Here is a 17,348-nt window from a genome sequence, read left to right as displayed (position 1 = left end):
TTTCTATGGAAAACGATACGAAAACAGTCCAAACCGGACGGGAGCATATTGATCCCGCGTCCATCGAAGTTTCCCCCAACGCAAAGCTGATGCTGATTCTGGCGGCAGTTGTCGCTGCGATCTGCGGTGGCCTGTATGGCTATGATACGGGCATCATCTCCGGAACGCTGCCGCTGATCGGGGATGATTTCCGCCTGGGTGCCACCATGAAGGAATGGGTTGCATCCGCCATTCTGCTCGGCGCCATCTTCGGGGCATTTGCGGCCGGAGGGCTTTCGGAGAAATTCGGACGCCGGAACACCACCTGCATGGTGAGTGGTCTGTTCGTGATCGGGGCCACGACCTGTTCTCTGGCGCCGGATGTCTGGAGCCTGATTGCTGCGCGTTTCGTGCTGGGTCTGGCCGTGGGTGGTTCGACGCAGGTCGTGCCGATGTATATTTCCGAACTGGCGCCGCAGGAGCGTCGTGGCACGCTGGTCACGATGTTCAATGTCGCCATCGGTCTGGGCATCCTGATTGCCAACATCATCGGCTTTACCGAGCGTGTTAACTGGGGCTGGCGTCCGATGGTGGGCATTGCCGCCATTCCGGCCGCCATCGTGTTCGTCTCCATGTTCTTCATGCCCAAGAGCCCGCGCTGGGCGGCTGAGAATGAGGGCATGAAGAGTGCCATCATCCAGCTTGGCCGGATCCGGACGACCAAGCGGACCATCCGCCGCGAGGTGCAGACCATCCGCGAGAATGCGGAAGGGATCGACCCGAAGAACCGTGGCTGGCGCGGTCTGTTCCAGCCCTGGGTGCGCCCCGCACTCGTGGCCGCTCTTGGCGTTGCGTTCTTTACGCAATGTGGCGGTCTGGAAATGATGATCTACTATACGCCGACCTTCCTGAATGATGCCGGGTTTGGCACGTCCTCGGCCCTTCTGGCATCGCTGGGTGTGGCCGTGATCTACTGCATCATGACGTTCCTGGGCTGCATGTTCGTGGACCGGATCGGCCGTCGTCGCCTGATGCTGATCATGGGACCGGGTGCGGCTCTGTCACTAATCGGGCTTGGCGTGATGTTCATGAGCCATCCGGCACCGGGAAGTGTGGGCGCTTACATGATTGTCGCGTTCCTGCTGCTGTTCATGATGTTCAATTCCGGCGGTATCCAGGTTTGTGGCTGGCTGCTGGGCGCCGAGATGTTCCCGCTCTCGATGCGTGGGCAGGCGACCTCGCTGCATGCCGCGACGCTGTGGGGGGCCGATCTGCTGGTGACCAGCACGGCGCTGAGCATGGCTGAAGCCATCGGGCTGAGCTGGACGATGTGGTTCTATGCGTTCGTCAATCTGGCATCCGTGATCTTCGTGTTCTTCTTCGTGCCGGAAACTGCCGGTGCGTCGCTTGAAGACATTGAAGAAGCACTGATCGAGAAGCGTTTCCGTCCCACGCCGGGGAATACCCGGATCGTGCAGAGCGATGATGAGGACGCCGAAGCCGCTGCATGATACGCTTTCTCCTTCACGCAGAAGGGGACTGACCATGACGGATGTTATCGCTCAGAGGGTTGCTGCCGCACGATGTGGCAGCAACCCTTCTGTTATCGGGCGTATGAAATCGGGCTGGCTGGTGATCGGTCAGACGCAGCCTCTGCCGGGATACTGCCAGCTTCTGGCCGATCCGGTTGTGCCGACAATCAATGATCTTCAGGGTGAGGCCCGTGCGCAGTATCTGGCGGATATGGCAGCGGTAGGGGATGCGCTGCTGGCCGTGACCGATGCGGTGCGGATCAATTACGAAACATGGTGCAATCTGGCACCATCCCTGCACACTCACATTGTCCCGCGCTATGCCTCCGAAGATGCGGAGAAAGCCACGCGCCCGGCGGGAACGGTCTATGATTACGACGCTGCTCGGCCATTCAGTCCGGAGCAGGACGGACCGTTCATGGAGGCCATGCGGCGGTTCCTGAAACTAGCGTGAAAACAGATACCAGAGCCGGAAGACTGTGCTTTCGGAGAACCGCTGGCGCCTGAGCCTGCGGTATCTGAAAAGCGTGCACAGGCGGGCGGGAAATGTCCGGGCTGCGGCAATGTCCTTCAGGAGACGCAGGGCCTGCGGGGACAGGTTCTCCGGCTGGCTCAGAAGATGGGTCACGTTGGAGCGGAAAATGGTCATGAAGACTTTGGGGCCACGGCGGCAGGCAGCCCAGGCGCGTCTGATGAACGAACCGGTTGCGCCGACCGTGTTATGGGCGTGCTGTCGGTAGTAACTGACGCAGCGATTGTCGAAAATGATGTCTCCTTCGGCCGCGGCTGTCAGGAGATAGGCCCACCAGTCATGCAGGACTGAAGGCGGCGGCGGGTTGTTCCGCATCAGCCTGTGTGTTGCGGCGTTCAGAAGAACGGTGTGCCCCGTTGCGATATTCTGCGTCAGGGAGGCCGGAAAATCGGGTCTGCGGCGCAGGGGAGCGGATTCCTGGCAGACTGTGAAATCCGCGTTCGTCAGATATTGTCTGGCGCAATACAGGGTCGGCCTTTCAGCCGGGCGCCGGCTGATGGCATCGAGGGCCCATTCCAGTTTCTGCGGTTCCCAGATGTCATCCTGATCGGCGAAGGCTACGTAAGGCATGGCGGGGATGGCATCAAGAAGATGGGCATAGGAACCTGCTACGCCCAGCCGTTCGTGACGGGTGGTGATCTCGACGCAGCGTCCCTGTCCGGGACCAGCGGCAAAGATGCGCATTTTCTCAGGCGAAGAATCGCTTGAAGCATCATCACGCCAGTAGAGGATCCAGTCCGGATGGGTCTGGGCCAGGATACTGGCAAGCTGTGCGTCCAGATAGGTTTCGCCATTATACAGCGACAGGAGAATGGCGATCTGGCGGGAAGATTCGGCCCTTTTCTGTGTCATGTTTCGGCACCCGGGCTTGAGGCCGAAAGAGGGGAAAGGGGATCATTCGGACGCAACGGTAAAGATGGTGACAGACGGCCGCCCCTCCGCCGGGGAAAGGCAGCCGACTGATCAGGCTTCGGAAAACAGCTTGTGAACGATGCGTGTCACGCTGTGGCGCCAGTCTGGCATCTTTACGCCAAAAATGCGATGGAGCTTTGAATTGTCCATCCGGGAGTCCTGCGGACGTTTGGCCGGCGTGGGCCAGTCCTCGGTGCGGATGGCGTTGACCTGCGGCATGGTCTGGCCATGCTTTGCGGCTTCTTCCAGCGCAGCGACGGCCAGGCCATGCCATGTGGTCTCACCTGTTCCGCTGGCGTGGAAAATGCCACGATATTCCGGCTTCCAGCCGTCACGCTCGATCAGGGCGATGATGGCGAGAATGGCTTCGGCCAGATCGTCCGAGCTGGTCGGATTGCCTTTCTGGTCGCCCACGACCTTGAGCACGGGGTTCTTGGCACCCGCATTGATCATCGTGCGCACGAAGTTCTTGCCGTGGGCCGAATAGACCCAGGACGTGCGCAGGATGATGCTCTTGATGTTGGCGGTCAGGACGGCCTGTTCGCCTTCGGCCTTGGTGCTGCCATAGACCGTCTCGGGAGAGGTGGCGTCCTCTTCGGTGTAGGGCATGCCCTTGTCACCGGAGAAAACATAGTCCGTCGAGACATGAATGAACGGGATGTCTGCCTTGGCGCAGGCTGCGGCCAGCGCTGCCGGACCGGAATTGTTGGCGCGTTCGGCGCCATCTTTTTCCGTTTCGGCCAGATCGACAGCCGTCCATGCGGCCGCGTTCACGATGACTGAAGGCTTATATTTTTCGACCGTGGCGGCAATCGTTTCCGGGCGGTCGAAATCGAACTCCGGACGTCCGACGCGGATGATCCGCTCGGTTCCGAGGTTCTGAAGGGACGTTGCGAGCTGGCCGTTGCCGCCCGTGACGAGAATGGAGCCTGTGCTGCTGGACATCGTCATGCTCACTTTTCGTACTGGAACCAGCCCTTGGCTTCCGAGAAATGCGGCGCGACCAGATCCTTGTCGGACAGGACGGCGTCAGCTTCGGAAACGGGCCAGTCGATCTTCAGTTCGGGGCAGTTCCAGATGACTGCGCGTTCGGAGACCTTGCTGTAGAGCGAGGTGCATTTGTACTGCACTTCGGTGTTCTCTTCGAGCGTGACAAAGCCATGCAGGAAGCCGGGCGGAATCCAGAGCTGGGACCAGTTTTCGGCGGAGAGTTCAGCGGCGCACCACTTGCCATAGGTTGGCGAGCCGGTGCGGGCATCGACAGCCACGTCCCAGATGGCGCCACGGGTGACGCGGACGAGCTTGCCCTGTTCGTAGGGTGCGAGCTGGCAGTGCAGGCCACGGACAACGCCTTTCTGGCGTGACAGGCTCTGGTTGTCCTGAACGAAGGGCAGGTCGATGCCGGCTTCGCCCATGCGCTCCACATTGTAGGTTTCGGAGAAGAAGCCGCGATTGTCACCAAAACGGGGAGGCGTGACGAGAATGACCTCTGGAATGGAAAGACGTTCGACCTTCATGCTCTGAATTCCTGCTGTGAAAAGATGTTATGAAAAAACGGTTCCGGTAGCAGCGGGATGCAGAAAACCGGAACCGTCGGGAAAGAAATCAGCTGTTAGCCAGTTCCAGAAGCAGGCGGCCCAGTTCGGTCTTGCCCATTTTCTTCGCGTGTTCACGAAGCTGGTCGGCCGTGATGAATTTGTTGCGGAACGCCACTTCGGCGGGAGAACCGACCAGCATGCCCTGACGGGACTGGATGGTCTGGACGAAGGTTCCGGCCTGCATCAGGCTGTCGGGCATGCCTGCATCGAGCCAGGCGCAGCCACGGCCCAGACGGTCCACCTGAAGGGTGCCTTCTTCGAGATACATGCGGTTGAGGTCGGTGATTTCCAGCTCTCCGCGGAGGCTGGGCTTCACTTTCTTGGCGAACTCGACGACGCGGCTGTCATAGAAATACAGACCTGTGATGGCCCAGTGGGATTCCGGATGGGTCGGCTTTTCCTCGACCTTAAGGGCCCGGCCGCTCTCATCGAAGGAGACCACGCCGTAACGCTCGGGATCGCGGACCTGATAGGCGAAAACCGTGGCGCCCTGCGGACGGTTCGACGCGGCACGCAGAAGAACGCCAAGATGTTCGGAGAAGATCAGGTTGTCGCCCAGCGCCAGGGCACAGGGAGCACCCTGGATCCAGTCTTCGGCGATCAGGAACGCCTGTGCCAGACCGTCCGGTGACGGCTGGATGCGGTATTCGAATTTCACGCCGAACTGCGAGCCGTCACCCAGCAGGCGCTGGAACTGGGGCATGTCATGCGGGGTGGTGATGATCATGATGTCCCGGATTCCCGCCAGCATCAGCGTGGAAAGCGGATAGTAGATCATCGGCTTGTCATAGACCGGCAGCAGTTGCTTGGAGGCTGCGAGCGTCATTGGATACAGGCGCGTGCCTGAACCGCCGGCGAGAATGATGCCCTTCATGGACTGTGTTTCGATGGTGCTCACTTGCTGGCTCCCAGTCTCTGGCCTGTATAGCGCTTGGAGCGGATTCCTTCCCACCAGGCGCGGTTGTCGAGATACCACTGTACCGTCTTGCGGATGCCGCTTTCGAAATCGTGCTTCGCTTTCCAGTCGAGTTCTTTTTCGGCGTGGGACGGGTCGATTTCATAGCGGAAATCATGGCCGGGGCGGTCGGTCACGAAGCGGATCAGGCGCTCGCGCGGGCCGGCCGGGTCGGGCTGAAGCTCATCGAGGACGGCGCAGATCTTCTTGACGACTTCAAGATTGGTGCGGGGCTGGCGAGCGCCAATGGCGTAGGTCTCGCCCGGCTTGCCGATTTCGACGGCTTTGACCAGTGCTTCGACATGGTCTTCGACGAAGAGCCAGTCGCGGACGTTCTCGCCCTTGCCGTAAACCGGAAGTTCGCGGCCTTCGATGGCGTTGATCGTGACCAGCGGGATCAGCTTCTCGGGGAAGTGCCAGATGCCGTAATTATTGGTGGTGTTCGTCACGAAGGTCGGCAGGCCGTAGGTGTGGAACCAGGCGCGGACCAGATGGTCGGAAGAGGCTTTGGAGGCCGAATACGGGCTGCGCGGATCGTAGGGGGTGGTTTCGGTAAATGGCGGATCGTTCGGCTCCAGATGGCCGAAGACTTCATCCGTGGAAATGTGATGGAAGCGGAAGGCCTTCTTTTCGGCATCGCCCAGCGTGTTCCAGTATTTCCGGGCGGCTTCGAGCAGGGAATACGTGCCGACGACGTTCGTCTGGATGAAGACCCCGGGGCCGTCGATCGAGCGGTCCACATGGCTTTCCGCTGCGAGATGCATGACGGCGTCCGGACGGTATTCGTCGAACAGGCGCTGCATTTCCACACCGTTCACGATGTTGGCGCGGGCATGGGAATACCGGGGGTCGTCTGCGACCTCGCTGACAGTATCTTCCGAGGCTGCATAGGTCATGCAGTCAACGTTCAGAACCGAGTGTTCGGTGTTCCGGATCAGATGGCGTACGACGGCCGACCCTATGAAACCACAACCGCCTGTCAGCAAAATCCGCATTTGGACCTCATAATATTGGATCAGGGACTAAAACCCCTGACAGAATAACTTTTACCTTACAGCGTTGTTGAAACAGCGCAAATAACGCCGGTACATTTCTTCTGGCATCGTGAAGTGGATCCCGGGAAATGTTTTCGCGTCTCGCGCTGTCCAGGCTGATGGGCTAATCCCACAGTCGTGCGGAGGCAGGAGAGGCAGATATGCTGGCTGATACTTTGACACGCTCCCTGACGGATGTTCTGGAGCGGCCCGATCTTCGGGTGATTGCGGATGGACTGGTTCCCATTCTGGATGTGTCACTGTCCCTGCCATTCCGGGTTGCGGGAACGCTGGAACCGGGGAAGCCTTTCTGTCTGCAGACGGCCACGCTTACTTTAGGGGGCCCGTGTCTTGAGGCGCCGCGTCTTGCGCCGACATATCTGCGCCATGCCATCGAGCTGATGCGGCTGCTGGAGCCGGGGGCCAATCCGTATCTGGCCAGCTTTGCCGCAGCCCGTGTGGCGGCGCTGTTTCATGCGCTCGATACGGGTGAGGTTGCGCCGCTTCCGGCCTGGCTTGCGGTTTTCAGCGATGATGTGCCGGATGCACCGGCTCTTATGCAGAGCTGGGAGACGCTGAGTGCGTTCCTGCCGGATCTGCCTGTTTTCACGCAGCATGAAGCGGAACGTCTGCAGAAGGTTCTGACCCGTCTGTGGCCTGTTCTGGCGCCTGCCGAGAGTCTGATGAGTGGTGGCGGGGATTCCCGGCTGGCTGTTGATCCGCATACAGGGCTGAACCGGTATTCGAGCTCCCATCGTCCGCGCCCCTGGGCGATCACTTTTGGGTCATCGACTGCGTCTTCGCTGTCCGAGCGTGGTTTCGGGGGAGCGGAAGCCGCCCGGCGTGGCATGATGAGTGCGCTTCTGGCCAAGCAGGATCCGGATCTGGTGCAGGAAGGTGTCGTGCGCCGGGCCCGTGAGGCAATCGGGGCGCATTTTGGTCTTCCGGAAGATGCCGTACTGTTATCGGCGTCCGGGACGGATTGTGAGCTGGCGGTTCTGGCGCTTGTGGCGGCGGGAACGGATCGGCCGGTCACGTCCATTCTTCTGGCGCCGGATGAAACGGGCAGCGGGGTTCCGCTTGCGGCCTGCGGGCGGCATTTCGCTACGGATAGCGCCTGTGCCACGCTCGTGGGCAAGGGTGAGGTGATCGAAGGGTTCTCGCCCGAGACGCGGTTGATTGGTGTCGATATCCGTGCGGCTGACGGGACGGCGCGGCCGGTGGGCGAGATCAACGCCCAATGTGCGGAACTTGTGCGGCGGGAAGTGGCCGGGGGGCGGCATGTTTTGCTGCACCGGCTGGACCAGTCGAAGACCGGGCTTGCGGCGCCGGACATGGATCTTGTCTGGGAATTGTGTACGGAGCTGGGCGATCAGCTCAGCGTTGTTGTTGATGTCTGTCAGGCGCGACTGAGCCCATCGCGTGTGGCGGAATGGGTGGAGCGGGGGATCATCGTCATGATTACCGGCTCCAAATTCTTTACCGGCCCACCTTTCTGCGGGGCCATTCTTCTTCCTCCCGCAATCCGCAGCCGTCTGCCGTCTCTGTCGCTTCCCAAAGGGTTGCGGGCCTATGGCAATCGGGACGAATGGCCGGAAGGCGCGGATGCTTCGGCTCTCAATAACGGTCACAATATCGGACTGGCGCTGCGCTGGTATGCAGCACTGGCGGAAATGGATGCGCTGTTTGCGTTGCCCGATCCTGTCATTCGCGGTCGTCTGACCCGGTTCATGACGGAAGCCGTGGCCATGGTTAAGGCCCGTCCCGCGCTGACCATGCTGCCGATGGGCACGCCTTTTGATGACGGCCGCTGGGATGCAGTGCCGACCATCCTGTCCTTCCTGATTGAAGATCCGCATGCGCCGGGGCGTCCGCTGGCACTGGAAGATGCGCGGCGGCTGCATCGCTGGCTGAATGCGGATCTGTCGCCCTGGGTGACGGAAGGGGAGGGTAGTCTGCTCTGTGTGCTGGGGCAGCCGGTGCCGGTGCCTCATCCGCTGGTGGACGGGCCGGCCGGAGCGCTGCGTCTGTGTGCGGGTGCGCGCCTTGTGTCGGGTGAGCCGTCGCATGAAGGGCTGGACGAGGAGCGCCGGCTTCAGCGCGAATGCATGGATGCACGCCGGGTGCTTGGAAAACTGGAACTGATCCTGAAGCACTGGGATGTTCTGCTGGACGCGAACCCTGTCCCCCGTTACGCCCCGTTGTCATGACCCAGACAGATAAAGCGGTCCCGCACGGGCATTTTCTCGATACGCCGGAACTGCCGAAGGGCGTCACCCGGTTCTGGCTGATCCGTCATGCGGTTGTGGAAGCCAGTGCGCGCAAGACGATGTATGGCGCGCTCGATGTGCCGCTGTGCCGTGAGGCAATGGCTAGCCAGCAGGGCGGCTATACCACGCTGGCGCGGCGTCTGCCGAAGGATGCCCTGTGGTACAGTTCACCGTTGCAGCGGGCGCAGGATACTGCGGCTGAAATCCGCAAGGCGGGTGCGTTTTCGCAGGATGTGACGATTGACGGGCGCTTCATCGAGCAGTCGATCGGGGACTGGCATGGCACGCCGCATACGGAGTTTATGTCCCTGCTGCGTCTGCCACCCAATCCGTTCTGGTCCATTTCCGCCTGCGAGCTTCCGCCGGGCGGTGAGAGCATGCTGGATGTCTGCGCGCGTGTAGGGCACGGGCTTGAGGATCTGGCGAATGCGCATGAAGGGCAGGACATGGTTGTCGTCAGCCATGGCGGTGCCATTCGCGCGGCTCTGGCGCATGCGCTGAGTGTTCATCCCGATACGGCATTACGTTTTTCGATCCAGAACCTGTCCATCACCATTCTGGAGCGTATCGACTGCCTTTGGCGCGTCGTAACGGTCAACGAACTGCCTGATTTTCGGGGCTGAAAGCCAAGGGCAGTCTCTGGATTTCGGGGGCTGTCCGGAAACACGAAAAGACCCGTAGCGGGCTTTGAAAATTCAGTATGAAATTTTTGGGAAACAACCGGAGACGGGCATGGTGGGCACACAAGGGCTCGAACCTGGAGGGATCGAAGAACCCTTGATTGATACGCTTGGCTGGTGATTTCAGGTTTTTGGCGATTTGATTGACTACTTTTGGGTTCGTTTTCGATCTGCGTTTTGAGCAGATTGAGTGCTGCCCCCCGCTGGATTGCTATGCATTCGCGCTGATCCGCTCCAGGAAGAGGAAGCGGCGCATATTATAGACGATATTGGCCAACCCGATCCTCATGGTGGCCCGCGTTATGCCGACGGTTCGGACGAACAGCCCGGTCTGTGATTTCTGATCAGCAAAGACATGCTCGACACGCGACCGGATAACGGACTTTCCGGCGTTGGATTTCTGGATATGCCTGGGCATAGGCTTGAGATGCGGCTTTTTCCTGTGAACCTTCGAGACAAAGCCCTGCTCCTCCATGAAGTCCTCATTCGCTTTTGAACGATAGGCCGTGTCAGCCCAGACCGTTGAGGCCGTATTGGTTTTATCCAGCAGCCCCTCTCTCAATCGCGCGCCATCACTGGCGGCGGCATCCGTCGTCTTCCATTTCCGGATGAACCGGTATTTCCGATCGATGGAAACATGCGATTTATAGCCAAAGAACGGGATGGCGAGATCGCTGGAGGGCATGGTTCCATCATCCTGCCGCTTCGCCTTCGTGAACTTCAGTGTCCAGCGCGCATGACGATCCTTGTGCGACAGCTTTGCGGGTTTGTCCTGCCAGTCTTCAGGAATACGTCCTTCCCGAAGATCGGCTTTCTCTGCGTTGGTGTTCCGCTGCTTTGGAGCAGCTACCAGTGTGGCATCCAGGATCTGGCCTGACATCGGTAAATACCCGGCGTTGCGCAGGGTCGCATCAAAGCGGTTGAACAGCCCTTCGATCGCACCCGCCTGGGTCAGACGCTCGCGGAACAGCCAGACCGTTTTGGCATCCGGCACCCGATCCGAAAGTCCCAGACCAAGGAAACGCATAAAGGAGAGGCGATCGTTGATCAGATATTCCGTCCGCTCATCAGACAAATTGTTGAGCGTCTGGATCACCAGAATTTTGAACATCAGCACCGGATCAAATGGCGGTCGTCCGCCTTTGCTTCCGTCAGAATACGCCAGAGCCTTCTCCAGGTCAGGGCGGAAGACTTCAAAATCCACAGTCCGGGAAAATGCTTCGAGCTGATCACCAAGCCCGCTCAAGCGGGCAAGCCGTTCTTCAACATCAAAGAAACCCGGCTGCTTCATCTTTCATCATCCCCAATCAACTAAGGGGAAATGGAATCACAGAGCAGACCTCAATACCAGGGGGTTTTTCGAACCCTCCAGGTGGAAGGGATCAAGGCTGCAAAGGAACGCGGGATCTATACCGGCCGGAAGTCCTCCATTGATTCTGAGCAGGTGCATCAGTTGAAGGACGAGGGAATCGGACCGGCTGAGATTGCGAAGCGCTTGGGCATTGGCAGGGCTAGTGTCTATCGCATTCTGTCTGCTGGGTCCTGAGATCGGGCTGGTCCGGCGCGGCCCGGATGTGTGGTCTGCGCGGTCAGCGCAGGAAGTTTCCTTCCCGCGATTTTGTCTTGTTATGCGCATAAAGCATGGCTTGCCCGTTCTGGGCTGACAGAGTGGAGTGTAGTCCAAAAGCTGTCGAGACGAGAAAACCGCAGTTTTCCGGGAAAATGTGCGAACGATCAATAACACCTTTTAGAAGGTGTTACGCGGCAATCTCGAAAGGTGTTATTGGAAAACTTATATAAAACAATATCTTATGAGGCGAATAACACCTTAACACCTATAACACCGTTTTCAGACTAAGGGAGAGAAAGACAGAGCCAAAGCCCTCTGACATATGCATCAAACGCATATCTCTCAAAAATGCTTGGGTCCCTCCTAGAGGGTTTTCCATCCGGGGGTAATTCGCACCCCGGTAAGCGAGGGTCTCAACATAAACTGAAAGTTGGGTTTCTGTTGTTGCTGCTGCTGTTCGGTGTCGTGTTGCCTTCGAGGCATGCTGACAGCAGAGATGGTCAATCTTTTTCAGATGAGTCCGGATTGAGTCCGGAAGATCCACAGAGTCCGCAAAGCCACAATCCAGCAAGAGCCTTGTAGGCTGCTGGGACAGTCTAGAAATCGCAGATTTTCAAGGGAATAACCGGAGACGGGCATGGTGGGCACACAAGGGCTCGAACCTTGGACCCGCTGATTAAGAGTCAGCTGCTCTACCAACTGAGCTATGTGCCCATGGCCCGTCTACCGGTGGAGCGGCTTATAGCGGGATTCTGCCCCGGGCTGCAAGGGGTTTTTCATCTTTTCTGCAAGTTTGGTCTTAAAAAGATAAAAATCCTTATATTTCAGTAATTTATGTCCGGTTGAGCAGGCGCATGACGCTCTCGAACTGCTCCAGAGACGTGTAGTCGATCTTCAGGGAGCCGCCTTTTTTTCCGTTGTAGGAAATATGGACCTTCAGTCCGAGGCGGGAGGAGAGGTCATTCTCGATCTGCAGGATTTCCGCGTCCCGTGCCTTTTTGGCCGGTGTCAGGGTATTTTTGCCACCGGTCAGAGCTTCTGCCTGACGCACGTTGAGGCCTCGGGCGATGACGATTTTTGCGGCAGAGACCGGATCAGGATGGGTCAGCAGGGCGCGGGCGTGACCGGCTGTGAGTTCACCGTTGCGGACATGCGCGCGGACTTCCGGCGGCAGGTTGAGCAGGCGCATGGTGTTGGTGATGTGCGGGCGTGACTTGCCCACGGCACCGGCCAGTTCTTCCTGCGTCAGGGTGTAGTCCGTGACCAGACGTTGCAGGCCTTCGGCTTCTTCGATCGGGTTGAGATCCGCGCGCTGGAGGTTCTCGACCAAGGCAGCGGCCATGGCGTCCGTATCGTCGAGTTCGCGAATATGGACGGGGACGCTGTGCAGGCTTGCGAGCTGTGAGGCGCGCCAGCGGCGTTCGCCGGCGATGATCTGGTAGTGGCCTGGCTTTTCCGGATCGGGGCGGACGAGCAGGGGTTGCAGGACGCCGCGTGAGCGGATGGAATTGGCCAGTTCGGACAGGCGCTCGGGGTTCATATCCTTGCGCGGCTGGAAGGGGCTCGGGGCCAGAACATCCACCGGCAGGGACGAATGCTGCTGCGGCTGGGCATTCGCACGTGTGGCACGGGCGAGCTGCGGCGCCTGATCGCCCAGAAGGGCCGCGAGGCCGCGACCAAGCCGTGGGGAACTGTCCTTTTTGGCCATCGCCGGTTACGCCTTTGCCTTGTTCTTGTTGCGTTTGATCAGTTCATCCGCCAGCGCCAGATAGGCGATGGCACCCGTGGAGCGAGCGTCATAGTCCAGTACGGGGCTGCCGTGGCTCTGGGCTTCGGAAATGCGGATGTTGCGCGGAATGAGCGTCTCGAACACCTGATCGCCGAAAAAGCCCCGCGCGTCCTGTGCCACAAGTTCGGACAGGTTGTTGCGCCGGTCGTACATCGTTAGGACGATGCCCTCGAGATGCAGGTCGGCATTGAAGGCGCGGCGCACGCGGTCAATGGTGCGGACGAGCTGGCTGATGCCTTCGAGCGCGAAGAACTCGCATTGCAGCGGCACGATCACGCTGTCAGAGGCCACCAGCGCGTTCAGCGTCAGCAGGCCAAGGCTTGGGGGGCAGTCGATCAGGATGGTGTCGTAATCGCCTTCGAGCGCGCGCAGAGCGTCACGCAGGCGGTATTCGCGGCGCTCATCGCCGATCATTTCCAGCTCTGCACCCGCCAGTTCGTTATTGGCGGTGATGATCGCCAGATTGTCGAACTCGGTCGGCTGGGGCAGGGCATGGGGCTCGGCTTCCACCATCAGCGCGGCATAGGTGCCGGTGTTGCGCTGGTCGTAGTCGATGCCCAGACCGGTGGAGGCATTGCCCTGCGGATCCAGATCCACGAGCAGGACGCGCTGTCCCTGACGGGCCAGACCGGCTGCCAGATTGATGGTGGTGGTGGTCTTGCCGACGCCTCCCTTCTGGTTGGTGACGGCAATGATCCGGGTGGTGGGAGATTCGGTTTTAGACGACACGCTTGAAATCACTGACCTTGATGATGGCTCCGCCGGGGTCGGTGCGGCTGGGAATAATGGTGTGGCTCATGTGCCAGTCGGCGCTTGCCTCGGTCAACTCGGCCTGCGCCTTCTGGCCCTTCAGGAACAGGCAGAACCCGTCTTCCTTCAGTAATGGCCGCGCCCATTCGAGGAGCCTGTTAAGAGGAGCCAGCGCCCGGGCCGTGATGATGTCGGCTGGAGGGGGGCTGGCGGCTTCGATACGTTTGGCGATGACCGTGACCCTGGCTTCGCAGATGCGTCCGGCTTCCCGCAGGAAGGCGCATTTGCGCTGGTCCGATTCGATCAGAGTGACGGGATTTCCGGTGGCGATGGCCAGAATGATGCCTGGAAAACCGCCGCCCGACCCCAGATCGGTGATGGTCGCGCCTGCGGAGATCAGTTCTGCAAGCTGGAGGCTGTCTTCGATGTGACGGGGCCAGAGCTGAGCGATGTCGCGCGGGCTGACGAGATTGATCTTCGCGTTCCACTGCACGAGCAGGTTGGCAAAGCGCTCCAGCCTCTCATGTGTTTCACGTGAAACGGTGGTCATGACAGGGTCCTTACATGGGCCAGCAGGGCGACCAGCGCGGCAGGTGTGACCCCGCGCACGCGCTGTGCTGCGGCGAAACTGGTCGGGCGGGCCTGGGAAAAGCGCTCGCGCATTTCGCTGCTCAGGCCGCCGATGGCAGTGTAATCCAGATCGGCCGGAAGGGCGATGGCACTTTCGGATGCGAGCTGACGAATTTCACGATCCTGCCGGTAAAGATAACCGCCATAGCGCGCTTCAGTCTCGACATGGCGACGCACGCGCAGGGGAAGTTCACCGAACCACGGGGCCAGCGTGTCCAGCTTCGTATGGTCGCCATTGCTGGCGAGGACATCGAGAACCGTGCGTCTGCGGCCATCCAGCGAGACTTCGAAACCAACGTCGCGCAGGGTCTGGGGCAGGAAGGTCGTCTCAGCCGCGCGGGCCATGGCGGCGTCGAGTTCTGCTTTTTGGGCGGTGAAGGCGGCTTCGCGTTCTGACAGGACGCAGCCTGCTGCGATGCCTTTTGGCGTCAGGCGCAGGTCGGCATTGTCGGCGCGCAGGGTCAGGCGGTACTCGGCGCGTGAGGTGAACATGCGATAGGGTTCGCTGATGCCGTGCAGGGTCAGGTCGTCGATCATGACGCCGAGATAGGCGTCACTCCGATCCAGCGTGAGCGGTTCATTGCCTGCCGTGGCGCGGGCGGCGTTCAGGCCTGCGAGCAGTCCCTGTGCTCCGGCTTCTTCGTAGCCGGTCGTGCCGTTGATCTGTCCGGCAAGGTACAGGCCCGGCAGGCGACGCAGTTGCAGGGAGGGCAGAAGCTCACGCGGGTCCACGTAATCATATTCGACGGCATACCCGGCCGTGACGATGCGCGCCTTTTCCAGACCGGGCATGGTGGCGATCATCGCGGCCTGCACGTCAGCGGGCAGGCTGGTGCTGATGCCGTTCGGGTAGACCAGATCGCCGCCCGGATTACCGGGCAGGGCTTCGGGCTCCAGAAAGACCTGATGCGATGTGCGCTCGGCGAAGCGAACGACCTTGTCTTCGATCGACGGGCAGTAGCGCGGGCCGCGACCAGCGATGGCGCCCCCATACATGGCCGAGCGGTGCAGGTTCTCGTTGATGATCCTGTGGGTCTCGGCGGTCGTATGGCTGATGCGGCAGACGACCTGCGGGTTGGTGATGGCCGTCGTCATGGGGCTGAAGGCTTCGGGCTCGGCATCGCCGGGATCGGCCGGGAGGTTCTCCCAGTCGATGCTGTCTCTGGCCAGACGCGGTGGGGTGCCGGTCTTGAGGCGGCCCATCTGGAGGCCGAGCGCATAGAGTTGTTCGCCCAGACGCTTGGCCGGGGCTTCGCCGATGCGTCCGGCTTCCGTCTGAGTGTGGCCGACATGGATGACGCCGCGCAGGAAGGTTCCGGTGGTCAGCACGACGGCGCCGCAGCGGAACTCGTGGCCGTCTTCACAGATGACGCCGGTGATGTGGCCGTTCTCTTCGATCAGGTCTCCGGCGGCGCCTTCGAGGATCGTCAGGTTTGGCGTGGCAGCCAGAAGATCCTGAATGGCGGCTCGGTAGAGCGAACGGTCGGCCTGTGCACGGGGGCCGTGGACAGCGGGGCCCTTGGAGCGGTTGAGCAGTTTGAAATGGATGCCAGCGCGATCTGCGGCCTTGCCCATCAAGCCATCGAGCGCGTCGATTTCGCGCACGAGATGGCCTTTGCCGATTCCGCCGATGGCCGGGTTGCAGGACATGGCGCCGATCGTTTCAAGCCGATGGGTGAGCAGCAGGGTGCATGCGCCGAAGCGGGCTGATGCCGCTGCGGCTTCACATCCGGCATGACCGCCGCCGATCACGATGACATCGAAATCGCTCAAAACCTACTTCCCGATACAGAACTGCCCGAAAATCGCATCGAGCAGGGATTCAACATCAACACGTCCCGTCAGACGCCCCAGAGCCAGCATGGACAGGCGGAGTTCTTCGCCCCGAAGCTCCGGCCATGTCGCGGTCTGGGCGCGGTCCAGATGGGTTACGGCCTCCTGAATTCCGGCGCGGTGTCTGGCGCGGGTCAGCGGCGGCGCGGCGGAACCTGCCATGAGTTCTGCCACCCGGTCGGACAGGACCTGCCGCAGCGCACCGAGGCCTTCACCGGACTGCGTGCTGATCCCTAACATGCCGGGTGGGGCGGGCGCGATGTCGATTTTCGTCCGGATAGGAATTTCCTCTCCGGACAGGGATTCGAGGCTCTCATCCGGGCCGATCAGATGCAGTACGACGTCGGCTTGTTTCACGTGAAACAGGGCGCGGCGGATGCCTTCGGCTTCGATCTCATCTTCGGTCTCGCGCAGGCCTGCCGTGTCGATCAGGCGCAGGCGAACGCCATCCAGCACCCAGTCGAGCGCAATGGCGTCGCGAGTGGTGCCTGCACGATGGGTGACGATGGCGGCGTCTGTTCCGGATAATGCATTGAGAAGACTGGATTTTCCGACGTTTGGTGAGCCTGCGATCACGACCGTCAGGCCCTGACGCATGAGTTCGCCACGATTGTCCTGGAGATGGGCGGACATCTCGGTCTGAAGCTTTGAAAGTTCTTCGATCAGGCCGTCTTCCACGTCCTGCGGCAGCTCTTCGTCCGGGAAGTCGATCAGGGCTTCCTGATGCGCGAGGACGAGACGGAGGCGCTGTGCCCAGTCGTCGTACAGGCGGCTCAGGGCGCCGTCGGCCTGACGGAGTGCCTGTTTGCGCTGGCTTTCCGTTTCGGCGTCCACGAGATCGGCGATAGCTTCGGCCTGAAGCAGGTCCAGTCGTCCTTTCTGCACGGCGCGGCGGGTGAACTCACCCGGTTCGGCAGGGCGGGCGCCCAGATCGGTCAGGGCGTCGGCGACGCGAGCGATGATGGCGGGGCCGGCGTGCAGGTGCAGTTCGAAGCCGTCCTCGCCGGTGTAGGAATTGGGGCCGGGAAGCCAGAGGGCGACGGCGTGATCGAGCACCTCTCCGTCATGGCGCAGGGTGCGCAGGCTGACGCGGCGGGGTTCAGGCAGCCGTCCGTTGCAGAGTGCTTTCAGGATCGCATCGCTGCCTGGACCGCTGGCGCGCATGATCGCAATGGCCGCACGGGACGGACCTGTGGCCAGAGCGAAAATGACCTGGGGCGTGTTGTCAGGGGCGTCCGGGAGGGATGAGCGCGTCATGGGTTTCTATGTAGTGCAGGTGGCCTT

Annotated in this window: 15 protein-coding genes, 1 tRNA gene and 1 pseudogene; 5 read left to right on the top strand and 12 right to left on the bottom strand. The window is 60.6% G+C overall.

What is annotated here, in order from left to right:
• Positions 1 to 5 precede the first annotated feature (5 nt).
• The gene (locus ACJ2A4_RS08210) at positions 6 to 1,490 is read left to right on the top strand and encodes a sugar porter family MFS transporter (RefSeq protein WP_408872448.1); all 1,485 of its coding nucleotides are present in this window, start codon (positions 6 to 8) and stop codon (positions 1,488 to 1,490) included.
• A gap of 34 nt (positions 1,491 to 1,524) precedes the next feature.
• A complete protein-coding gene (locus tag ACJ2A4_RS08205; protein ID WP_408872447.1) occupies positions 1,525 to 1,965 on the top strand; it encodes an HIT family protein in 441 nt (146 codons plus the stop codon).
• On the opposite strand, the gene ACJ2A4_RS08200 is transcribed toward ACJ2A4_RS08205, so the two are convergent.
• The 5 genes from ACJ2A4_RS08200 to rfbB form a co-directional block, all read right to left on the bottom strand.
• Positions 1,957 to 2,895, bottom strand: a complete 939-nt coding sequence (locus ACJ2A4_RS08200; protein ID WP_408872446.1) for a glycosyltransferase — start codon at positions 2,893 to 2,895, stop codon at positions 1,957 to 1,959. The genes ACJ2A4_RS08205 and ACJ2A4_RS08200 overlap by 9 nt on opposite strands.
• Before the next feature lie 111 nt (positions 2,896 to 3,006).
• Complete coding sequence (gene rfbD, locus ACJ2A4_RS08195) at positions 3,007 to 3,906, bottom strand: dTDP-4-dehydrorhamnose reductase (protein ID WP_408872445.1); 900 nt, start codon at positions 3,904 to 3,906, stop codon at positions 3,007 to 3,009.
• A gap of 2 nt (positions 3,907 to 3,908) precedes the next feature.
• Positions 3,909 to 4,472, bottom strand: a complete 564-nt coding sequence (gene rfbC, locus ACJ2A4_RS08190) for a dTDP-4-dehydrorhamnose 3,5-epimerase (RefSeq protein WP_194259402.1) — start codon at positions 4,470 to 4,472, stop codon at positions 3,909 to 3,911.
• 88 nt (positions 4,473 to 4,560) lie between these two features.
• On the bottom strand, positions 4,561 to 5,427 hold the full coding sequence (gene rfbA / locus ACJ2A4_RS08185) for a glucose-1-phosphate thymidylyltransferase RfbA (RefSeq protein ID WP_408874135.1): 867 nt from the start codon (positions 5,425 to 5,427) through the stop codon (positions 4,561 to 4,563).
• Between the two features lie 20 nt (positions 5,428 to 5,447).
• Positions 5,448 to 6,503, bottom strand: a complete 1,056-nt coding sequence (gene rfbB / locus ACJ2A4_RS08180) for a dTDP-glucose 4,6-dehydratase (protein ID WP_408872444.1) — start codon at positions 6,501 to 6,503, stop codon at positions 5,448 to 5,450.
• A 200-nt stretch (positions 6,504 to 6,703) separates the two neighbouring features.
• Between rfbB and ACJ2A4_RS08175 the strand changes: the two genes are divergently transcribed.
• Together ACJ2A4_RS08175 and ACJ2A4_RS08170 are read left to right on the top strand one after the other, a co-directional pair.
• Entirely contained in the window at positions 6,704 to 8,752 is a 2,049-nt protein-coding gene (locus ACJ2A4_RS08175; protein ID WP_408872443.1) for a hypothetical protein, read from the top strand.
• Entirely contained in the window at positions 8,749 to 9,435 is a 687-nt protein-coding gene (locus ACJ2A4_RS08170) for a histidine phosphatase family protein (protein ID WP_408872442.1), read from the top strand. Before ACJ2A4_RS08175 ends, ACJ2A4_RS08170 begins: the two co-directional genes overlap by 4 nt.
• Before the next feature lie 268 nt (positions 9,436 to 9,703).
• On the opposite strand, the gene ACJ2A4_RS08165 is transcribed toward ACJ2A4_RS08170, so the two are convergent.
• Positions 9,704 to 10,783 carry an IS5 family transposase gene (locus ACJ2A4_RS08165; RefSeq protein ID WP_408872441.1) on the bottom strand — a complete coding sequence of 360 codons (1,080 nt, stop codon included), beginning with the start codon at positions 10,781 to 10,783 and terminating at the stop codon, positions 9,704 to 9,706.
• A 69-nt stretch (positions 10,784 to 10,852) separates the two neighbouring features.
• On the opposite strand from ACJ2A4_RS08165, the pseudogene ACJ2A4_RS08160 reads away from it, so the two are divergent.
• Positions 10,853 to 11,038: pseudogene (locus ACJ2A4_RS08160) on the top strand (helix-turn-helix domain-containing protein); the annotation flags it as partial.
• Between the two features lie 662 nt (positions 11,039 to 11,700).
• On the opposite strand, the gene ACJ2A4_RS08155 reads toward ACJ2A4_RS08160, so the two are convergent.
• The 6 genes from ACJ2A4_RS08155 to mnmE all read right to left on the bottom strand — a co-directional run bounded on the left by ACJ2A4_RS08155 (position 11,701) and on the right by mnmE (position 17,321).
• Positions 11,701 to 11,776 (bottom strand) — tRNA-Lys (locus ACJ2A4_RS08155).
• Positions 11,777 to 11,894: 118 nt separating this feature from the next.
• Positions 11,895 to 12,770 carry a ParB/RepB/Spo0J family partition protein gene (locus ACJ2A4_RS08150; protein WP_408872440.1) on the bottom strand — a complete coding sequence of 292 codons (876 nt, stop codon included), beginning with the start codon at positions 12,768 to 12,770 and terminating at the stop codon, positions 11,895 to 11,897.
• A gap of 6 nt (positions 12,771 to 12,776) precedes the next feature.
• Positions 12,777 to 13,580, bottom strand: a complete 804-nt coding sequence (locus tag ACJ2A4_RS08145) for a ParA family protein (protein WP_062510748.1) — start codon at positions 13,578 to 13,580, stop codon at positions 12,777 to 12,779.
• On the bottom strand, positions 13,570 to 14,151 hold the full coding sequence (rsmG, locus tag ACJ2A4_RS08140; protein ID WP_408872439.1) for a 16S rRNA (guanine(527)-N(7))-methyltransferase RsmG: 582 nt from the start codon (positions 14,149 to 14,151) through the stop codon (positions 13,570 to 13,572). Before rsmG ends, ACJ2A4_RS08145 begins: the two co-directional genes overlap by 11 nt.
• Entirely contained in the window at positions 14,148 to 16,004 is a 1,857-nt protein-coding gene (gene mnmG, locus ACJ2A4_RS08135) for a tRNA uridine-5-carboxymethylaminomethyl(34) synthesis enzyme MnmG (protein WP_408872438.1), read from the bottom strand. The genes rsmG and mnmG overlap by 4 nt, the downstream gene beginning before the upstream one ends.
• Before the next feature lie 3 nt (positions 16,005 to 16,007).
• On the bottom strand, positions 16,008 to 17,321 hold the full coding sequence (mnmE, locus tag ACJ2A4_RS08130; protein WP_408872437.1) for a tRNA uridine-5-carboxymethylaminomethyl(34) synthesis GTPase MnmE: 1,314 nt from the start codon (positions 17,319 to 17,321) through the stop codon (positions 16,008 to 16,010).
• Positions 17,322 to 17,348 lie beyond the last annotated feature (27 nt).

The organism is Gluconobacter roseus (genome assembly GCF_046058915.1).
Lineage (GTDB): Bacteria > Pseudomonadota > Alphaproteobacteria > Acetobacterales > Acetobacteraceae > Gluconobacter > Gluconobacter roseus_A.
The sequence above is the reverse complement of the archived record's forward strand: the minus strand, read 5'-3'. Positions and strand labels throughout refer to the sequence as shown.

Coding starts and splice junctions, on each gene's coding strand:
- rsmG (WP_408872439.1), bottom strand. CDS start 14,151: ATGACCACCGTTTCACGTGAAACACATGAGAGGCTGGAGCGCTTTGCC.
- mnmE (WP_408872437.1), bottom strand. CDS start 17,321: ATGACGCGCTCATCCCTCCCGGACGCCCCTGACAACACGCCCCAGGTC.
- ACJ2A4_RS08150 (WP_408872440.1), bottom strand. CDS start 12,770: ATGGCCAAAAAGGACAGTTCCCCACGGCTTGGTCGCGGCCTCGCGGCC.
- ACJ2A4_RS08200 (WP_408872446.1), bottom strand. CDS start 2,895: ATGACACAGAAAAGGGCCGAATCTTCCCGCCAGATCGCCATTCTCCTG.
- rfbD (WP_408872445.1), bottom strand. CDS start 3,906: ATGACGATGTCCAGCAGCACAGGCTCCATTCTCGTCACGGGCGGCAAC.
- rfbC (WP_194259402.1), bottom strand. CDS start 4,472: ATGAAGGTCGAACGTCTTTCCATTCCAGAGGTCATTCTCGTCACGCCT.
- ACJ2A4_RS08170 (WP_408872442.1), top strand. CDS start 8,749: ATGACCCAGACAGATAAAGCGGTCCCGCACGGGCATTTTCTCGATACG.
- ACJ2A4_RS08165 (WP_408872441.1), bottom strand. CDS start 10,783: ATGAAGCAGCCGGGTTTCTTTGATGTTGAAGAACGGCTTGCCCGCTTG.
- ACJ2A4_RS08210 (WP_408872448.1), top strand. CDS start 6: ATGGAAAACGATACGAAAACAGTCCAAACCGGACGGGAGCATATTGAT.
- rfbA (WP_408874135.1), bottom strand. CDS start 5,427: ATGAAGGGCATCATTCTCGCCGGCGGTTCAGGCACGCGCCTGTATCCA.
- ACJ2A4_RS08205 (WP_408872447.1), top strand. CDS start 1,525: ATGACGGATGTTATCGCTCAGAGGGTTGCTGCCGCACGATGTGGCAGC.
- ACJ2A4_RS08175 (WP_408872443.1), top strand. CDS start 6,704: ATGCTGGCTGATACTTTGACACGCTCCCTGACGGATGTTCTGGAGCGG.
- rfbB (WP_408872444.1), bottom strand. CDS start 6,503: ATGCGGATTTTGCTGACAGGCGGTTGTGGTTTCATAGGGTCGGCCGTC.